13 protein-coding genes and 1 other annotated feature are annotated in these 17,368 nt (G+C 58.4%); of the genes, 10 read left to right on the top strand and 3 right to left on the bottom strand.

Going from position 1 to position 17,368, the window contains the following annotated elements:
* Nucleotides 1-128 precede the first annotated feature (128 nt).
* From XM50_RS05815 to XM50_RS05805, 4 genes are all read left to right on the top strand, one after another.
* Complete coding sequence (locus tag XM50_RS05815) at nucleotides 129-686, top strand: FxDxF family PEP-CTERM protein (RefSeq protein WP_046408131.1); 558 nt, start codon at nucleotides 129-131, stop codon at nucleotides 684-686.
* 632 nt (nucleotides 687-1,318) lie between these two features.
* Nucleotides 1,319-2,176, top strand: a complete 858-nt coding sequence (locus XM50_RS20455) for an N-acyl amino acid synthase FeeM domain-containing protein (RefSeq protein ID WP_197075415.1) — start codon at nucleotides 1,319-1,321, stop codon at nucleotides 2,174-2,176.
* Nucleotides 2,177-3,560: 1,384 nt separating this feature from the next.
* Entirely contained in the window at nucleotides 3,561-4,862 is a 1,302-nt protein-coding gene (locus tag XM50_RS05810) for a UDP-glucose dehydrogenase family protein (RefSeq protein ID WP_046408129.1), read from the top strand.
* A gap of 1 nt (nucleotide 4,863) precedes the next feature.
* Nucleotides 4,864-5,838 (top strand): NAD-dependent epimerase/dehydratase family protein, encoded by a 975-nt coding sequence (locus XM50_RS05805; RefSeq protein ID WP_046408127.1) that lies wholly within the window; start codon nucleotides 4,864-4,866, stop codon nucleotides 5,836-5,838.
* Nucleotides 5,839-5,893: 55 nt separating this feature from the next.
* On the opposite strand, the gene XM50_RS19540 is transcribed toward XM50_RS05805, so the two are convergent.
* On the bottom strand, nucleotides 5,894-7,057 hold the full coding sequence (locus tag XM50_RS19540) for a glycoside hydrolase family 5 protein (RefSeq protein ID WP_046408126.1): 1,164 nt from the start codon (nucleotides 7,055-7,057) through the stop codon (nucleotides 5,894-5,896).
* A gap of 199 nt (nucleotides 7,058-7,256) precedes the next feature.
* On the opposite strand from XM50_RS19540, the gene XM50_RS05795 reads away from it, so the two are divergent.
* The 4 genes from XM50_RS05795 to XM50_RS20010 all read left to right on the top strand — a co-directional run bounded on the left by XM50_RS05795 (nucleotide 7,257) and on the right by XM50_RS20010 (nucleotide 11,715).
* Nucleotides 7,257-8,567 (top strand): MFS transporter, encoded by a 1,311-nt coding sequence (locus XM50_RS05795; protein ID WP_046408124.1) that lies wholly within the window; start codon nucleotides 7,257-7,259, stop codon nucleotides 8,565-8,567.
* A 467-nt stretch (nucleotides 8,568-9,034) separates the two neighbouring features.
* Nucleotides 9,035-10,384, top strand: coding sequence for a hypothetical protein (locus XM50_RS20015; RefSeq protein WP_156167179.1), 1,350 nt, complete (start codon nucleotides 9,035-9,037; stop codon nucleotides 10,382-10,384).
* A gap of 343 nt (nucleotides 10,385-10,727) precedes the next feature.
* Complete coding sequence (locus XM50_RS19535; protein ID WP_082102757.1) at nucleotides 10,728-11,042, top strand: PilZ domain-containing protein; 315 nt, start codon at nucleotides 10,728-10,730, stop codon at nucleotides 11,040-11,042.
* Between the two features lie 529 nt (nucleotides 11,043-11,571).
* A complete protein-coding gene (locus tag XM50_RS20010) occupies nucleotides 11,572-11,715 on the top strand; it encodes a hypothetical protein (protein ID WP_156167177.1) in 144 nt (47 codons plus the stop codon).
* A 101-nt stretch (nucleotides 11,716-11,816) separates the two neighbouring features.
* Here the strand turns inward: XM50_RS20010 and XM50_RS05785 are convergent, their stop codons facing one another.
* Nucleotides 11,817-12,395, bottom strand: a complete 579-nt coding sequence (locus tag XM50_RS05785) for a hypothetical protein (protein WP_156167175.1) — start codon at nucleotides 12,393-12,395, stop codon at nucleotides 11,817-11,819.
* Between XM50_RS05785 and XM50_RS20005 the strand changes: the two genes are divergently transcribed.
* Together XM50_RS20005 and XM50_RS05780 are read left to right on the top strand one after the other, a co-directional pair.
* The gene (locus XM50_RS20005; protein ID WP_156167173.1) at nucleotides 12,385-12,549 is read left to right on the top strand and encodes a hypothetical protein; all 165 of its coding nucleotides are present in this window, start codon (nucleotides 12,385-12,387) and stop codon (nucleotides 12,547-12,549) included. The two genes, XM50_RS05785 and XM50_RS20005, sit on opposite strands and share 11 nt — an antisense overlap.
* Nucleotides 12,550-12,724: 175 nt before the next feature.
* Nucleotides 12,725-13,894: a cellulase family glycosylhydrolase gene (locus XM50_RS05780; RefSeq protein WP_082102755.1), complete on the top strand. Its 1,170-nt coding sequence runs from the start codon at nucleotides 12,725-12,727 to the stop codon at nucleotides 13,892-13,894.
* A gap of 2,184 nt (nucleotides 13,895-16,078) precedes the next feature.
* Here XM50_RS05780 and XM50_RS05775 read toward each other — a convergent pair.
* A protein-coding gene (locus tag XM50_RS05775) for an IS3 family transposase (protein ID WP_156167171.1) occupies nucleotides 16,079-17,310 on the bottom strand; the annotation gives its coding sequence in 2 pieces (ribosomal slippage) (nucleotides 16,079-17,019 and nucleotides 17,019-17,310; 1,233 coding nt in all).
* Nucleotides 16,910-17,026, bottom strand: a sequence feature (AL1L pseudoknot). (Overlaps the previous gene by 117 nt.)
* Nucleotides 17,311-17,368 lie beyond the last annotated feature (58 nt).

Genomic DNA, 17,368 nt, shown 5'->3' with positions numbered 1-17,368 from the left:
TTTGCACGGAATTCATTCACTCCGGAGTCAATGGACGTAAGGTTAAAAAGGGGTTAAGAGATCCCCGCCTCGCAACAGGGGCGAGGTGCGGGGCGCTGATTCGCCCTATGAAGTAGGGATGCTAAAAGATGCGCAAATCATTGATGGCCTTGTACGGCGCTGCCGCGTTGGTTGCCTTCACTCCAGCCGCCCACGCTGTGGATTTCGAGCCAGGCGACACGGGTTTCGAAGTTTCCGGTGATATCAATTCCGGTCCGGTGACCGCCAACGTAGGCCGCTCCGGGATTGGACTCGGGGATTTCACCGACAACTTCTTTTTCATCATCGACCAGAACGGCTTGGGCAGCGGCTCGATCAGCACCAGCGCGACGATCTTCCGAGACGTCACCGATCTTGACCTTACGTCCGTCTCGTTCAACGGCGTTGAAGCCGCGATCACCCGCACGGCACAGGGACTGTTCGAAGTTGCATTTGCCAAAGGCATCAACATCGTATCTGGTCAGGAAAACACGCTTACCGTGAGTGGGAACTCGCGCGGTGCTGGTTCTTATGGTGGCCAGCTCACGTTTACCCCGGTTGCAGCCATTCCCGAACTGGGAACTTGGGGCATGATGATCCTCGGCTTTGCGTTCGCCGGATCAGCGCTGCGGGTCCGCCGCCGCTCGGCCAAGGTCGCTTTTGCCTAAGCTTGGGTGACATCGACAAAAGAGGAGGCCGTCAGCGTATGCTGGCGGCCTTTTCGTTAATTTCAAAGATTAAGGAACTCTAGGATCTTCTCGACGGAACTTGCTCGGAGAACATTTCCCTTCTCCACTTGATATTTAGCTCGCGGCACACGCCCGGCTCCGTAACGCCGACCGAAGTGTCTGCACCTCTCGTGATGACACCTCCTTACAGGCCACGATAGCACAGTTATGGCATCGTCAATGATCTATAGCTCGGCGCTGGATCAGCAAGCGTCCACCCCCAGATAGCTGATCCAGTCACAGCACCGTGATAGGAAGCCAAGGCTTCGGCCTCTTATCTGCTGCCAAGAACGGTTCGTCCCGCTTCCCGCCGAGCACTATGGTTACCGCGCGGTTAACGGAGTACGAGATTTTAGAGAAAGTTAGATCCAGTACGTGGTGCCGCATAAATATTGGGCTGGTTAACTCGTCGTTAATCATCGCCCTGTAGCGGAACTGGTTATTTTGGCATTTTTCGGCAATGGTTTCTAAATACCTTGGCGCTAGGGAACTACGCCGAGCAATCGCGGGGGTTGCTATATCGCGCCGAGCAATCGTGGGGGTTGCTTTGGCGAATTGGGTGGGACTAGGGCATGTTCCTTGACGCTTTTCGAATCGATGGGTCTGTTCGCCATGATCAGATCACCGTCTCTCTTCCACAAAAGTGTGGATCAGGCGGAGTATCTATTCCTTGTGCGGAAGAAGGACAAATCACTGTTCGCTTAGCGGACACTAAAGGTCAGCGGAATGCGGCGACCCTGTTATTGAACCGCATGTATGCATGGCGCGGCTATGGCGATCATCACGCCATCAGCGATAAACCGACCCACACGACATTCACCGCTTCGAACGCCCGCGAGATGCTGGGTACAATCACGCTCGCTGTTGATTCAGCGGGCGGATTGGGAGTCGACAAGCTCTTTAAAGAAGAGGTTGATCAGTTTCGATCGGTACCTGGCACGCGCGTGTGTGAGTTGACCCGGTTTGCTTTCGACACCAACAAACCTTCCAAGCCAATGCTGGCTACGTTGTTTCACCTTATTTTTATATACGGACAGCGTGTTTTCGCCTGCACCGACTTGTTTATAGAAGTTAATCCCAGGCATGTTAGGTTTTACGAGATTATGCTTGGTTTTACGCGCGTCGGAGATTTGAAGATGAACGATGCCGTGTCTGCGCCATCGCAGCTTCTTTGGCTCAGCGTTTCAGACATTCGCCGGCGCGTCGATAATCATAAAAACAGCAATGATGCGCGGTCCCGGAGATCGCTCTATGCATACTTCTTCTCGCCAAAGGAAGAGGATGGTCTCTTTGGAAGATTGATCGGACAGCGGCCGTTTACCCGCCTGCCGGACCAGTCAGCAGCAGAGCAATGGAATGGCAGAAGCTATTCACGCCACGAGCTACGGCAAGCCTCAACACAAACGTGTATCAATCCGCTGAACGTCTGAGCCAACAAGCAATTTCCTGATCGCCGCCGACGCTCAGCACGATGCTTCACCGCTGACTGCTGGCCGTCGGTGCCAGCCGTTCCTCACGAGTAACGCGGCTCGGGAGGCGGTGTTCGACGCAAACATCGGCGCAGGTCGCCTCAAGGGCGCAGCATAGGGTTGCCAGCTTCTTGGCGCGCTCCTGATGCCTTTCGGGCTCCGGCTGTCCTCGCCCGTGTCGGTGAAGTGCGTTGCATGATCCGTCAGCACCGAGTGGCTCAGGTTCGACATGGCTGCAACCAAGTGCCGCAGGAAGGGGCCAGCGATCCGGCGCGTTGCCGTTCCGTGCCGCGCAGGCGAACCAGGACGTCCGATCATTTGCCACCAGCAGGTGAAGCTCGCCCTGCTCAGTTCGCACCTCGTGCAAATTGACGTGCAAGTAGCCGATCAGGGATGCCTTGAGCGTCGCCCTGCCCGCTTGTCGCCGTCGACATCGAGCAGCCGGTAGAGAATCCCATGAGGTTGCAAGCAGCGACCTAGGGAGAGGAGCGCGTCAGATGCGAAACCGCCCCCTGTTGCACGTCGAGACACATCCACCGGCTCGAGGGATATGGCGCCGGATGAACCCGCTATAGCTCCTTTTTCTCAATGGTTAGCGTCGTCGATCTTGGATCCCTTGGCCTGGTCCGGAGATCGACCGTTGGAGAGCCCATGCGCCACTTGGCATCGTTTTCAATCGCTGCCGTGGCGCTTGGCCGATGCCCTGCGGCAGCTTTTATTGTGCTGTATCGCTCGACAAACGCCCCATGTCTTTGCAGCTTTCCCCGGGTAGAACCTGGCCCATGGCGCTTCTTTTCGCGCGACCTTGGCTGTTGCCCCATCAATAACTGGTCCCAAACACCTCAGCCGAAAGTTATCGCAAAAGTCGGCTATGTATGTCGAAAACCGGTACTGGTGCCTCGCCCCATCGAGATCATGTACGATCGCCCCATGTTGTTAAGCCACACGACCTGAGGCGAACGCTTACCTTTCAGCCGTGGCACTCCGACCTGCTTGTCTTCCAGTCGTCGCAATGAGCTCCAGCCCTATCTTTACGCCTCGCTAACCGAACAACACTGCGAATGTTACAACTCTGGACAGGTGATCCGCTTCCCGATTGGACGGCGTCCTACGTCTTAGCTAGAGGCAGCGTAGCCGTTGATCGCGCCTGTTCTTGGGCGCGCAGGGCTAACGGTGTGTCGAGAGCCGCCACGGGGGCACGGGAAGTTATGATCATGTCAAGCGCGACGTACGTGTGCAGGTAATGCGTAGCTTGTTTCTCCCATGGGTGGTTTTCTTGATGTATCCTGCGTCCGCGCAGTGTGCCGCATTCAGTTCTCAGCGCGCTCCATCTGAAAGGTAATCGATGAAGATCACGATGGTTGGTACCGGCTATGTCGGTCTGGTGTCCGGTGCATGCTTTGCTGATTTTGGTCATGACGTGAAGTGCGTCGACAAAGATCAGAACAAGATTGATCTCCTTCTACAACACGTAATGCCTATCTTCGAGCCAGGGCTTGAAGACTTGGTCGCTCGAAATATGGCGGCCGGCAGGCTGAGCTTTACAACAGACTTGAGCGATGCAGTGCGTGGCGCCGACGCCGTATTCATCGCCGTTGGCACTCCATCGCGACGCGGTGACGGTCACGCTGATCTCAGTTACGTTCACACTGCCGCAGCAGAGATTGGCCGAGTGCTGGACGGTTTCACCGTGATCGTTGACAAATCAACAGTGCCGGTCGGGACTGGCGATGAGGTTGAACGGATCATTCGTGAGGTTAACCCTGACGCCGACTTTGGCGTGGTATCAAACCCCGAATTCCTCCGTGAAGGCGCAGCAATCGACGATTTCAAGCGTCCAGATCGGGTGGTCATCGGCAGCGATGATCCACGTTCTCTCTCTGTCATGCGCGACATTTATCGGCCACTTTATATTAATCGTTCCCCGATTATCGAAATGAGCCGGCGCGCGGCCGAGTTGACGAAGTATGCAGGTAACGCGTTCTTGGCCACGAAAATCACCTTCATTAACGAAATTGCTGACCTCTGTGAGAAAGTGGGCGCCGACGTTCAGGACGTTGCACGAGGAATTGGTCTGGATGGACGGATCGGCTCGAAATTTCTTCATGCCGGCCCGGGCTATGGCGGTTCTTGCTTCCCGAAAGACACGTTGGCTTTGTTGAAGACCGCCCAAGACTATGAAGCGCCACAACGGATCATTGAGGCGGTGGTGGCGGTCAATGATACGCGCAAGCGCGCCATGGGCCGCAAAGTGATCACGGCAATGGGAGGCGATGTGCGCGGGCGCACTGTTGCGGTGCTCGGATTGACGTTCAAGCCGAATACGGACGACATGCGCGACAGCCCCGCCATTGCGGTGGTGCAGACGCTGCAGGATGCAGGCGCCACCATCCGTGCTTTCGATCCTGAAGGACAGGAGCAGGCGCGCAAGATGCTAGAGAACATCGAATATTGCGAGGATGCATACGACGCGATGAAAGGTGCGGACGCTCTGGTCATCATTACCGAGTGGGACGTATTTCGGGCCCTGGACCTGAAGCGCGCAAAGGAACTCCTCTCTCAGCCTGTGCTGGTCGATTTGCGGAACATCTACCCGCGCGAACAGGTGGAGGCGGCCGGCTTCACCTATACCGCAGTGGGCCGCTGAAGTGGCTGCGCCCGTCCTCGTTACCGGTGCTGCCGGTTTCGTCGGTCATGCCACGTCTCATCGGCTGCTGGATCGCGGCGAAGCAGTGATCGGCATCGACATCGTCAATGATTATTACGATCCGGCACTGAAGCAGGCGCGGCTCGCCACATTTGAAGGCAGGCCAGGCTTCCGTTTCGTTCGGATGGACATTGCCGACGCCGAAGCGATTGCCAACCTGATGCGCGAGGAGCGGATCACACGCGTCGTCCACCTCGCGGCGCAGGCAGGGGTTCGCTACAGTATCGACAACCCCTTTGCCTATCAGCGGTCAAACCTCCTCGGCCACCTGTCGGTGATGGAGGCATGTCGCCATATGGCCGGGCTGGAACACCTCGTCTATGCCTCGTCATCGTCCGTGTACGGCGACAAGCCAATGGGCGGAAAAGGTTTCACCGAGGAAGAACCAGCGATGATGCCCGTCTCGCTCTATGCCGCTACCAAGCGGTCGTGCGAGCTGATGAGCCAGTCATACTCGACGCTGTACGGCATGCCTCAGACCGGACTGCGCTTTTTCACCGTATATGGTCCATGGGGGCGGCCCGACATGGCGTATTTTTCCTTCACCCGGAAAATACTGGCTGGAGAGCCGATCGAGGTGTTTGGAGAAGGCCGTATGGCCCGCGATTTCACCTTTATTGATGATATTGTCGATGGAGTGCTCGGTGCACTCGACAATCCGCCCACAAATGGCGGCCATCGCGTGCTGAACATCGGTGACAGCCATCCAGTTGGGCTGATGGACATGATTGAGACGCTGGAGCGGGCACTTGGCCGAACTGCCGAGAAGGTCATGCGCCCGATGCAACAAGGTGACGTCACCGCAACATATGCGGACGTCGGGCGACTTCACGCGCTGACCGGCTATCAACCCAAGGTGATGCTCGAGGAAGGGCTCGGCCGCTTCGTCGACTGGTATCGTAGCTACTACAAGTAGCTGACCGACACGGAGGATGAAGCCAGTGTCGCTGGCTTCATCCTCCAGTCATAGATCAGGACGGCAGGTTGTTGCGTAGCATTGCCATGTGCGGCGTGGTGGCGCCGTTCAACGGCGCCAGTCGGAACATGTATGATTCCGCCCACCAGCGTCCGGCGCCCCATGCCGCCCATCCGACCACCGCCGGGCTTGTGTTCAGCTTTTTAAGCATGCTGCCATATTCCGTCTGGCAAACCGCATCGGGGCCCGCTGCGATTTCGCCGAAGAACAATTTCACATTTGACTGTTTAGCCCATGATAGAACGTTATCAACACGCTGGGCAGAGCCAGACCAACAAGTTCCTTTCGTACCACTGGAGTCCTTGTCGAGATACTGGTGAACTTCGAACGCAAAGTTATTGCCTGGATCTTTGAAGCGGGCTGCTTGATCGGCATTGCCGGACTTCAGCCAAGAATGAGCACCTGTCCAGCTCACACCAGGAACCAAGAGCTTGTTGGTAACATGCTGGCTACGCAGGTCGTTCACCAGTTGCTGCACAGTGCGCCACCAATCGCTCGCTCCGACACCGTTTGGCTCGTTCATCAGACCAAGCCAGACGTTCGAACTGTGACGATAGTCTTCGACGATCTTTGTCCAGGCATCGGCCAGAGCAGACGCCGGGACATCAGCCGTGCCAATTATCGATGTCGTTTCTGCTCCTGGCCTCGCGCGTCGTCGAGCGTAATCGTGCATATCCAAGACGACAACCATCCCCTTGGAAGTGGCATACTCCGTAATCTTGCGAAGCTCTGCTCGGTCTGCCGGAGCGAGCGGACCATAGAGATCGGGCTGCAGCCGCTCCCAACGGAATGGAATACGCAACAACTTGAGGCCCGACGCCTCGTAATAGTCGATTTCGGCCAAACTGGGATAAATATATTGATGGTTCATCCGGCCGGGAACCTTGCCGAACTCACCGCCTGCAATGTTGACGCCGGCAAGAACGCGGGTCTTCTGCACGGGTGACACACTGGAAGGCGATGCTACTGACTCAGGCGCAGTGACCTTCTGGGTAGAAGCGGTTGCTGGAGATACAGCACCTACTTCAACCACAACAATGCCAGACGACGGACGCGTGATCGAGGAGGACATGTTTGAGGCGGCCGCGGCGATGCCGATGAACGCCACTCCTCCTACTGCAGTCAATGCCGAGTATCGGTAGGTAGAAGACTTCTTCATGTGTGAGGATCCAGGAGCCGATGATGACGGCAACTCAGCTGCCGACCTTCACGGCCTAAACTAAGAATCCTTCTAATTCGCAGATCGGAAAAGTTAATTTCTATTAACTAGCGTTTGATCGCCGTTGTGTGGTGCTCGCCGTTCATGTCGCTGGTAATTGCATGTAGCGAGGTAGGGCTGCAAACTTTAAGGGCAGCCCATGCGGCCCTTCGACCTTATCCTCGGCAACAGTCTGATCCAGAACGTAACCAACTTCACAGTCTGGTTCGCGCTCCTGTTCTGGGCATTCCTTGAGACGCAATCGGTCTTCGTGACGGGGGTCGTCGGCGGAGTCTACATGGTGTTCACAGCCAGCCTCGCGATCTGGTTCGGCAATCTGGTAGATCATCATCGTAAGAAGCGGGTCATGCTCGCCTCAAGCGCCGCCTCGCTGATGCTCTACAGCGTTGCATATGCCGCGCGGCTGGCGCTGCCCGAAGCGCGGATGGGCAACGAAGCCGACTGGCCACTGTGGGTGTTTATCATGCTGGTAATGACCGGCGTTGTCGCGGGCAACGTGCGGATGATAGCCCTTCCGACGCTGGTGACCGCTTTGGTACCGGAACCAAAGCGAGCCAAGGCCAATGGCCTGGTCGGTATCGTCAACGGGGCCGGCCTGGTGGTGACATCCGCGATCAGCGGCTTTCTTGTTGCCTGGGGCGGCATGCAAACAGCCTTGTTGTTCGCCACTGGCCTGACGGCACTCGCCTTCGCCCACTTATGGACAGTAACTCTAGAAGAGCCATCGCCTGCAGCCCAAGTTGATGGCAAACGCAAGTGGCTAGGATTTCACGAGACGATAGCGACCATCTCAATGGTGCCGGGCTTGTTTGCGCTGATCATGTTCGCGTCCTTCAACAACCTCCTGGGCGGCGTGTTCATGGCCTTGATCGATGCCTATGGATTGTCGCTGATGAACGTCCAGGAATGGGGCTTGCTGTGGGCATTGGCGTCCCTCGGATTGGTCCTTAGCGGCTTCGTGATTTCGCGCACGGGACTTGGCAACCCGGTGCGAACGCTGCTTATTGTCAATGCGATCGTCTGGTCGGTCGCATCGGTGTTCACGCTCCAATCATCGGTGATCGCGCTCGGCATAGGCTGTTTCATCTACTTGTTCCTGTACCCTATCGTCGAAGCCGCCGAGCAGACGGCGCTCCAGAAGCTCGTGCCCTACGAGCGCCAAGGCCGGGTATTCGGTTTTGCTCAGTCGGTGGAGCAGATTGCCGCACCGATGACTGCATTCATCGTCGGTCCACTGACAGAGTTCGTCGTCATCCCGTTTATGACGACAGGTGGCGGCGCCCGGGCGATCGGGAGTTGGTACGGTACCGGGCCAGAGCGCGGGATGGCAGTGATGTTCACCCTTGCTGGCGTTGTAGGTGTTGTCACCGCACTGATCGCGCTGAACTCGCGCTCGTATAGGGACCTATCGGCCGCATACCGAGGCGAGAGCCGCTCCGATCAGGATTAGCTGCGCCAATGGAAGTGACTTGGCGAAACGCTCTATGCGCAACTTCCGAGAGGCAGCTACGTGACCTGCCGCCCGTTCCTGAATCGTTCTGATCTGAGAAATTCCAGTGATGAGGGGCCAGCCATTGATGAAGAGGTCGATGTACAGCGAGGCGCAGATCGCGTTCGTGTTGAAGTAGAGGATAGCTCGATCGTCAGCGAGGTATGCCGCAAAGACGGGTAGCAGGGCAGCATCGTACAGGCAGCGGTTTGCGTTCGACTGGCAGCACTGATATCGGGGATGCATGATGAAGGCAAAATGCGCTTGGTAAAGAGCCAGCCGCTCCCTAAGGAAGGTGGCCTGCCCGCGTTCCGCTAAATTCCAGGCTGCACCAGCCGTTTATAGCGACGTCCCCCTAATCACTCTGGGTCGCTGCACCCGCCAGGGGCACATCAGGCGCGAGGCCACATGCATCGAAGAGGGCGGAAATGATTCTCTGGAAACTTGCGCAGGCAATCAAAAGGCGCCGAGACACTCTCAAGCTCACGCCAGAGGCAAGGGATATTCGCAATCTAGCCCGCTTCAGGGAGCTTGTCGCTTTCGTCCAGGAAACGTCGCCTTGGTATCGCCGTGTCATAGATCAGAACCGCATTGATCCTGCGAGGTGCCGACCAGAGGATTTTCCTGTTTTGACATCGGCGATGCTTAGAGAAAATTTCGACGAAATTGTCACAGATCGTGCCATTACAAGTAAGGGCCTTGATTCTTTCGTCAGAGATTCTCCATCTTCCAAGGATTTGTACTTAGGACGATACAATGTTGTCCTATCATCGGGCTCAACCGGCATTCCCGGCATCTACGTTCACACGACCGATGAAGTGATCAATGGAATGAGCTATGGTGCGCTGCACCGGCAAATCAAACCATGGACGCGTACGTCGTTTCTAGGCCCGCTCGATACTCATGACATGGGCGCGGCAGTGATGGGCTTGATGGATGATTGGCCCCAAAGACTGCTTTTCAACACGCGCAATTTTGACATCTCCGCCCCTTGGCCGGAAGTTATTGCTGGACTGAATAAGCATCAGCCAAAGATCATAAGCGCATACAAACATTATCTAATGGCTTTGGCGGACGAAGCGCGCGCCGGACGATTGAATATCAGACCAGTCCTTCTTGAGTCCGGGGGCGAACCGCTATTTCCTCAGGAGCGTGAAATATTGAGATCAACGTTTCAATGTGAGATCGCAAATTCATACGGATCGTCCGAAGTTAATCTTATGGGCGTTGCACTCAATGACTGGGAAGGCATCTACCTCTTCGAAGACGATTTGATCTTCGAGCTCGGCTCTGAATCGACCTGCGTCACCAACCTGTTCAACAAGACTATGCCGCTGATACGGTACCGTTTTGATGACATCCTGGTCCCCGTCAATGTACAAAACCCGAGAATGCCTTTTAGGGTCGTCTCGGAATCGATCGGGCGATCTCAAGAATTGATCACATTTGACACCGGCAATGGGGACGAGCGCAAGTTCCGTACGGTATTCTTTGATGATGGTGTTGACCTCAGTGGTGTAAAACGTATTCAGTTCGAAAAGAGAGACTTTGAGACTCTTGCCGTGCACGTCACTTTAGTGGAAAGCTCTGAACTGTTAAATTTGAGCGGTGATATATGCAGCACGAACAAACTCGATAAAATAAGGTCTTCGATTCGGCAGCATCTAGATGATAACGGTCTAGATAATGTAAGATTGGAAGTTTTTGAAGCGATTGAAGGTGATCGGCCGGAAGCTAGGATTGTCAAGGATGGTAAGAAGGAAAAGCTGGTCCGTTGACAACGCCCGCCGCGGCTTGGCACCCTTGGCGCCAGCGGCTGCTCTGGTACAACTACGCTGGTGCAGGGGTTGTTTATCCCATTACGTCACTTGGTCGACATTGATCGCCAGCGCCTCGCTGGTAAACGCGTGGACTAACGTCAGCCTTCTTAACCATCGGCCGTCGAACAACGCTTCCGAGGCGGAGCCCATCGACCACATCTCGTTTGCAACAGATGCTGCAGGTGCCGTACGCGGCTGGAGGCAGACCAACCGAGGATAAGTCGATCAACCTGGAACTATAAACCAGCCAGAATTTGCGCCGTTAACCATTCCAGCATTTGCCCGTGCTAAACAGCATAAAATGACCGATGCAAGCAAGAACCGCTCGTTCATGATTGAACGAGTACCACCTAGGCGGCCGATGCTGCGCAGTGTTACGGTAAGCGGCCCCACAGTGATGCGCTGTCGAGGTTGTGCAACGGACATCTCTGAAGCGGGGTGCCGCATCTCCGTTTCGACAAACATCTACACCGGAGCGTTTTTGGAGGTGGTGTTCACCCCTTCGATAATCGCGCAAGGATGGGTGGCATGGTCACGGAACGGAGTGATCGGCATCAATTTCGCCGTGCCTATGTCGGGCAAGGCCGTCGCGCAGCTATCAGACATCGAAATCTAGGCAATCTTCAGATATCTTCCAAAGCGCCTATGTTGGGCGTAGCGGGCACGGTAACTAGGCTCACCGATAGCGAAACAGCGAGAACGCTGAACGCGGTGACAGCAGATCCGTCATCACGCGAAAGATGCCCGGCAACAACGCCGCGCGCACACACGAACCGGGGCACGATTGGTGCGTCATGCGGCGTCGTACCCTTATCGCCGCGCATCAGTCAGCGATCAACGCTCCCGGTCGGGCACCTTTACGTCGATCCCCGCGCCCTTTAGTGATTCAGCCAGCTTCACTGTGCCCACCCCTCCGGTACGCTGATTTACCAATCTTTTCCGGCTGCGTCATCGTCAGTATGCTCCTGCCACGGCCCGGGTTGACGTGACGGGACGACACTGCCTCACGGTCTTATAAATCATTCTGCTTTTTGTGGGACTGGAGACACAGAACGGCGCGGCTCATGAACGTCAACGTCAACAAGCTTCCGGAACGCGGACGCCGCAAACATTCGATCAACTCCGACAAATACTAGCATCTGCGCATGATTGATCGAGTGCAGCACGACGGCGCGAACCAGATGGCGGTCACCGAGACGCGGGCCGGTGGACGGGTGCCCGTCGGGATCGTGCCAGTCGTCATCGTAACAGCACTCGGCGATATCGCCGACACGCCAGAACTCATCTGATGCGTATGGCAAATACTGTCTAGGCAGCGCCCGACGGCGTGTGAAAGGCCAAAACATCGGCCGTGCTCCTTCCGCTGCGTTTGATAGACGTCCGCCATTTATCAAACGCGCCTTGGGTCATGGAGTTTCGGTTCTGCCGCGACAGGGCTCAGACTGCCTTCATGCGGACCATGGGTAGAACGATCATGCAACGCCACATCGGATGGATTGAAGATGGTGGCATCTTCGGCGATCCGGGTCCGATCACCATCACCGAGGGTCAGGTCACCACCGGCACGATCCATCCGCGGCATCGAGGTCACGCAGGTCGGGATCGTGCGAAAATTGCCACCACGGGCGCACTGGTTGCCCGTGCTGCTGACTTTGCCGCTGCCGCTGCCGGTCGACAACCACCTGGTGAGCCCGCCGGCGACCACGCCGCGATCCGCGGCCGACGAGCCTGCGCCAACAGCGGCTGCCATCGTGGCGCTCGACTTGATCACCGGCCATACCAGGATTGTCTCGCTGAGGATCGAAGCGAAGCCGGCCGGGATCGAGGCGCGGGCTACTTTGCCGGACAGCATCGTCACCGCGCCAGTTGTAGCGCTTGCGCCCGCGTTGCCGATCGTCACCCCGGCCATCGCCGCGAGCAGTGTCGTACACAGGCCTACAATCGTGGAACGAGGGCCGGTGGCGATCACCCCGGCACTGCTTGACAGCGGCAGCGTGGTTCGCGCGGGCGCGGTGTCACAGACGCTGCCCGGCCTCGCCTCGACGGCGGTGGTCCGCGCTCAGACTGTGACATCAACCCGCGAAGAGACTATCAAAGACGAAACCCGCTTTATCCGCTTCTGATTGAAGCGGTTCCTGCAAGGGCAGATATGCGCCGCCTGAGCGAATGATCTACGATGACGCGTTCGAAGCACCCCGAGATGCCTTCCGCATGCTCGACATAGTGAGCTTTGACACCGAAGTTGCCTGGTCGGCACCACCCGAAGAGTGACAGAACAGCCCGGAAAGGATCAAGCGCATGACTGTATCCCGACGCGAGTTTGTGTCTGCCGTATCGACCATCACGCTTGTTCTGGCGGAGCGATGGGGCATCGGAGCCGAGGCCGAAACAATCAAGCCCCCTGCTCTCGGGCCGGCAGCGCCAGAACATCAGGCGCCGGCCGAAGATAGCGGCCCAGCGCTCGAAGCTCCCCCCGTGGCGGCGCGAGACGTCAAGCCACTCGCCCCGTTCAACAATGGCAGGCCGGCGGATGGCGCGGCGTGGTTCGGCGCATCGCTTGGCAAGGGGATCAAGGGACAGGGCTGGCCCAACCGCGCCAAAGATTTGCAGCCGATGATCGACCTTGGCATGCGGGCCATTCGCCTGCCGCTTAAGCGGGACTTCTGCTTCGAGGCTGACGGGTCGATCAACACTTGGGTGCTGGACAACCTGATTAGCGCGGCCAGATATTGCATCGGCAAGGGCGTGGCGTTCGTTATTGACGACCACAAGTACAGCCCATTCACGAATCCAGATATCGCACGCTTCTGGACTGCCTTCGCGCCTGCGATCGAGAAAGGGATTGGTGGACCAAACCCGTTATTCGGCATCGAGCTACAGAACGAGCCGGCCAAGGGTGCAAAGGACTGGGACGTGTGGGCGCCGTCTTTGGCAGCAACCATAGTCCTTATCCGCAATGCCGGTTACAAAGGTTATATCTTCGCCGGTTGGGGCGATTGGAACAACGCTCGGCAGACCGTCCGCGCGATGGCGGAGGTGCGGAAGATTGGCGGGATGAAGGCGCTTGATCCGCTGAAGCGTACGATCTTTACCATGCACGATTATTGGGGCAAACACAGCGACCCGGCGAGGACCGGCAACGATCAGTCGCCCTATGTTGATGGCGAGATCGACATTGCCAAGCGATATGGCCCTGCGATCGACGCGCTCCGTGCCATCGGCGCTACGGCAGTCATGGGCGAGATCGGCGGCGGCATCACGCCACAAGGTCCAATGCCAGCTTACGAGGGTAAGGGCAAAGACGGCAAGCAGCTGCAGCAAGAATATTTCGCCTTTGCCAAGGCCAATCGCGACGTGCTGCTCGGCTCGTGGTTCTGGGCTGGTGGGAGGATGGGTGAGACGTACCGGCATAAGGTTGCGGCCGGCAATGAGCATACCCGGTCGCTGCAGCAAGGGCTGTGGTCGTAATGGCTGAAGACCTGGCGGATCGCGGCGCCCTGTGAGGCTGTATCTTGGCGGATGAAAGCCCCGGCGAGCGGAGTTCAATACGCTCGCCGGGCAGGTTCTTGCGTCGCGACTCGCTTGGGTCGCACAATCAACCTCGCTCAACCCCGATCGATTTGCATCCTCCAAATGCGGGCGCTTGCCTTTTCTCCGGAGAAATCGATGGACGAAGTAATCCTTGCGGCTCGAGCCGTCGCAGCGGGATCCACGCCCGTGACCAGTCGAGGAGCGTTCCGCCTCGCACTGCCGGCACCGGCGGTACTGAGCTCACCGGCGTCGCCCCGCCCGCCTCGATTGTGAGTGCCGCGCGCCCTGACGATGCGCTGCTCGACAAAGCCGACCCTGCCATTGCGACGGATGCGATGCTGTTCGATCGCCAGCCTGATCTTCCTCCCGCCCTATAGTCCCGACTTCAGCCCGACCGAGCAGGCCATCGCCCAGGCAACACCTACCATCTTGACGGTCAGCGCGTGCGCGTTGGCGACCGGATCACGCCGGTGCAGGCAGACGACGTGTTCGCCGCAGTGCTGAAGAGAGACCGCGCCCGTCCAGTGCGGGTATTGCCCGCACGCACCGACAACACCGGCGCAATGGCTTCGCTCGCCTGCAACATCGAGATAGGGCTGCGTGTGGGGCTACCAGGGCAAAAGAAGGGGCTGCCAGTCCAGCGGCGTTCGCAGACCGGAAGCGCACCGGCGGGCGGGTTTCAAACGGGCTCGTGCGCCGATGGGCGGTTGAGGCGGCGCTCTATCAGTCCGGCTTTACTGCGTTGGAGCGCACACGTCGGTAAGATAAAGGAGTAACGCCCCTGCCCCGCTGGCGATCCTCACGGCAGCTGTCGTGTTGCTGATCCTCGGGCGATCGCGCTTCCCCCCCCCCTGCGGCGTGCTCTCGGCCCAACACCTCGCCGAGTAGGCCGTCTTCCTCGATCGGTGGAAAGCTGCTGCCGAAGAGTACGATCGCGGCATGCTCGCCGAGCGAGCGGCGACTACCAACCAGGTCAAATGCGACGACGCGTTCCGGAACAGCCATGAGGAATTGGTCGATGCGGCTCGTGATGCGGACAATAGGGCTGGCGCGGGCCCTGCTGTCTGCAGCGCGCTTGAGCACATGCGCTAGCAGCAAGCCGCGGGCCGTAGTAGTGACGCCGCCCGCTGAGCGGCTGACGTACAAAGCCGAGCCATTGGTACCGATTGAGGTCACCGACAGGAGTACAGCAAATACATGATTGCGCTTGCGGGTTGCTCGACAAGATTGCCGCTTCGATGTTGATCGGCTGTCGATATGGGCAGCGAGGACATTTGACAACTAGCTGGGCGCAATCTGACCCACCGCATCATCACCTCGACTCGTCGCAGATTGGGGAACCTGCAGGTATGATCTAGGTTTGGCCGCTTATTCATTTCTGAATCGAACCAAATGTACCCAGAACTTGTGTATTTCGACGGTGCGCACTTCGCGCATATCGCGGCGCGCGACGAGCACTTCCGCATCGAGCGGATCCGTGCCACCTCCCAGCTAGCCTGGAAGCGCGGAGGGAGCTGCAGCCTGCAGTCGGTGCCGAATGCCCGACCGGCAGGCCGAGCCAGCCGCTTGGTACGGCATCTCTACCTCGTACCCTGAAGTCGGAGAGGTTCCCGGACACGCCCTGCCCATATCCTGCGCGAGGCTGGCGGTGAGTGGAACCGAGTTGGCATGCCTAAAGCTTTCCGCACAAGGCGCCGGTTGAGCGGATTTACAAGGTGGCCGACAAGCCGGCGCTGCCGCGCGAAAATGAGGAGCGCTGACTATCGGCGCCGATCGGAGAGGCGATGCAACTGGTAGCTCCTATCCCGCTAGCTGATACGAACGGGTGGCCAAACGAAATTGCCCGGCGGCAAAGGGGTAACCGCCGGGCAGTTTGAGTTCGCGGAAGACGACTGCCGGGGCGGGCCGCTACCTTCAGCACTAAATAAACTAATCAGACTGGCATAATATCCGCGATCAGCGTCAAAATCTGAAGCGCCAACGAGATTAACCGTGGGCAGAATTCCTGACACACACATCCTCATCTGACAGACTGGTGCGTATAATGCGGGCGATCGCTGATTGGTGCGCGGCATAGGAGGATGAACCGCGCCGGGTTTGCCGGAGGCCGTTGGATGTGAGTCACGCTGCCATATCGATGTTGTCCGCGGCAGCATAATACAGCTCTTCGGCTTCGGCAGGCGGGATGTTGCCGATGGGTTCGAGCAGCCGGCGATGGTTGAACCAGTCCACCCACTCGAGGGTAGCGTACTCGACGGCTTCGAAGCTGCGCCACGGTCCGCGCCGGTGGATCACCTCGGCCTTGTAGAGGCCGTTGATCGTCTCGGCCAAAGCGTTGTCATAGCTGTCGCCGACGCTGCCGACCGAGGGCTCGATCCCGGCCTCGGCCAGGCGCTCGGTGTACTTGATCGATACGTATTGCGACCCGCGGTCGCTATGATGGACCAGGCCACCGCGATGAACCGGTCGGCGGTCATGGAGCGCCTGCTCGAGCGCATCCAGGACGAAGCTGGCATGCGTCGTCCTGCTGGCTCGCCAGCCAACGATCCGGCGAGCGTAGGTGTCGATGACGAACGCCACGTAGACGAACCCCGCCCAGGTTGCGACGTAGGTGAAGTCCGATACCCAGAGCCTGTTCGGCGCCGGCGCACGGAACTGCCGGTTCACCCGGTCGAGCGGGCATGGCGCTGCTCTGTCGCTGATGGTGGTGCGGACCGGCTTGCCGCGGATCACGCCGGCCAGGCCCATCGCCCGCATCAGGCGGGCAACGGTGCAGCGGGCGACGTCGAGCCCTTCGCGCCGCAGCTGCCGCCAGACCTTGCGCACGCCGTAGACGCGGAAGTTCTCCTCGAATACGCGGCGCACCTCCGGCCCAAGCGCATCATCACGCCGAGCCCGAGCCGACCTCTTGGTCGGCTCAATCCTTCTGGCTGTGTGAGCATGATAGGTCGACGGGGCGATCGGCAGAACCCGGCAGATCGGCTCGACCCCGTACACCTTGCGATGCGCGTCGATGAACGACACCATCACCTCGCTCGGCGGTCGAGCTCCGCCATCGCAAAATATGCGGACGCCTTGCGCAGGATCTCGTTGGCCTGGCGCAGTTCGCGGTTCTCCCGCTCCAGCGCCTTCATCCGGTCGGCGACGTCGCTCGGCACCCCGGCGCGCGTGCCGCTGTCGACCTCGGCCTTCTTCACCCACTCGTGCAGCGTCTGGCCCGCGCACCCGATCTTCGCCGCGATCGACACCACAGCCGCCCAGCGCGACGGATGATCCTTCTCGTGGTCCAGCACCATCCGCACCGCCCGGGCGCGTACCTCAGGTGAGAACTTGTTCGTCGTCTTGCTCGTCATAGCCCCTTCCTCTCAGGAGTTGGGGCCTCCGACAAACCCGGCGCGGTTCAATATCGTG

Source organism: Sphingomonas sp. Ag1 (genome assembly GCF_000980895.1).
Lineage (GTDB): Bacteria > Pseudomonadota > Alphaproteobacteria > Sphingomonadales > Sphingomonadaceae > Sphingomonas > Sphingomonas panaciterrae.
The sequence above is the reverse complement of the archived record's forward strand: the minus strand, read 5'-3'. Positions and strand labels throughout refer to the sequence as shown.